Origin of the sequence: Candidatus Collinsella stercoripullorum (assembly GCF_027669965.1) — a bacterium.
GTDB classification, from domain to species: domain Bacteria; phylum Actinomycetota; class Coriobacteriia; order Coriobacteriales; family Coriobacteriaceae; genus Collinsella; species Collinsella stercoripullorum.
In genome coordinates, this window is sequence record NZ_JAQECM010000061.1 from 1 (window position 1) to 310 (window position 310).

Sequence of the window (310 nt, forward strand, 5' to 3'; positions counted from 1 at the left end):
GCGTCCGGGACGGCGCGCGACGGGGGCGCCCTCGTCCGGGCGCGCGGGCTCGCCGTCGGCCACGGCGGGACGGCGGCGCTCGAGGACGTCTCGTTCTCGGTCGGCCCCGGCGAGGCGCTCTGCCTCATGGGGCCCTCCGGCGCGGGCAAGACCACCTTGCTGCGCACCGTCGCCGGCGCGCTCGCCCCCCTGTCCGGCGAGCTGTCGGTGCACGGGCGCCCCGCCATGCTGTTCCAGGACACGCGCCTGGTGGACGACCTCACCGCCGTCGAGAACGTCGCGCTGTTCGCGGGGGCGGAATCCGGCGTCC

The 310-nt window shown here is 78.1% G+C and carries 1 protein-coding gene; it reads left to right on the plus strand.

All coding sequences use genetic code 11. The annotated features are described in order from the left end of the window. Positions 1-310: ATP-binding cassette domain-containing protein (locus PHA29_RS09500; RefSeq protein ID WP_270849367.1), on the plus strand; the 310-nt coding region annotated here is incomplete at both ends.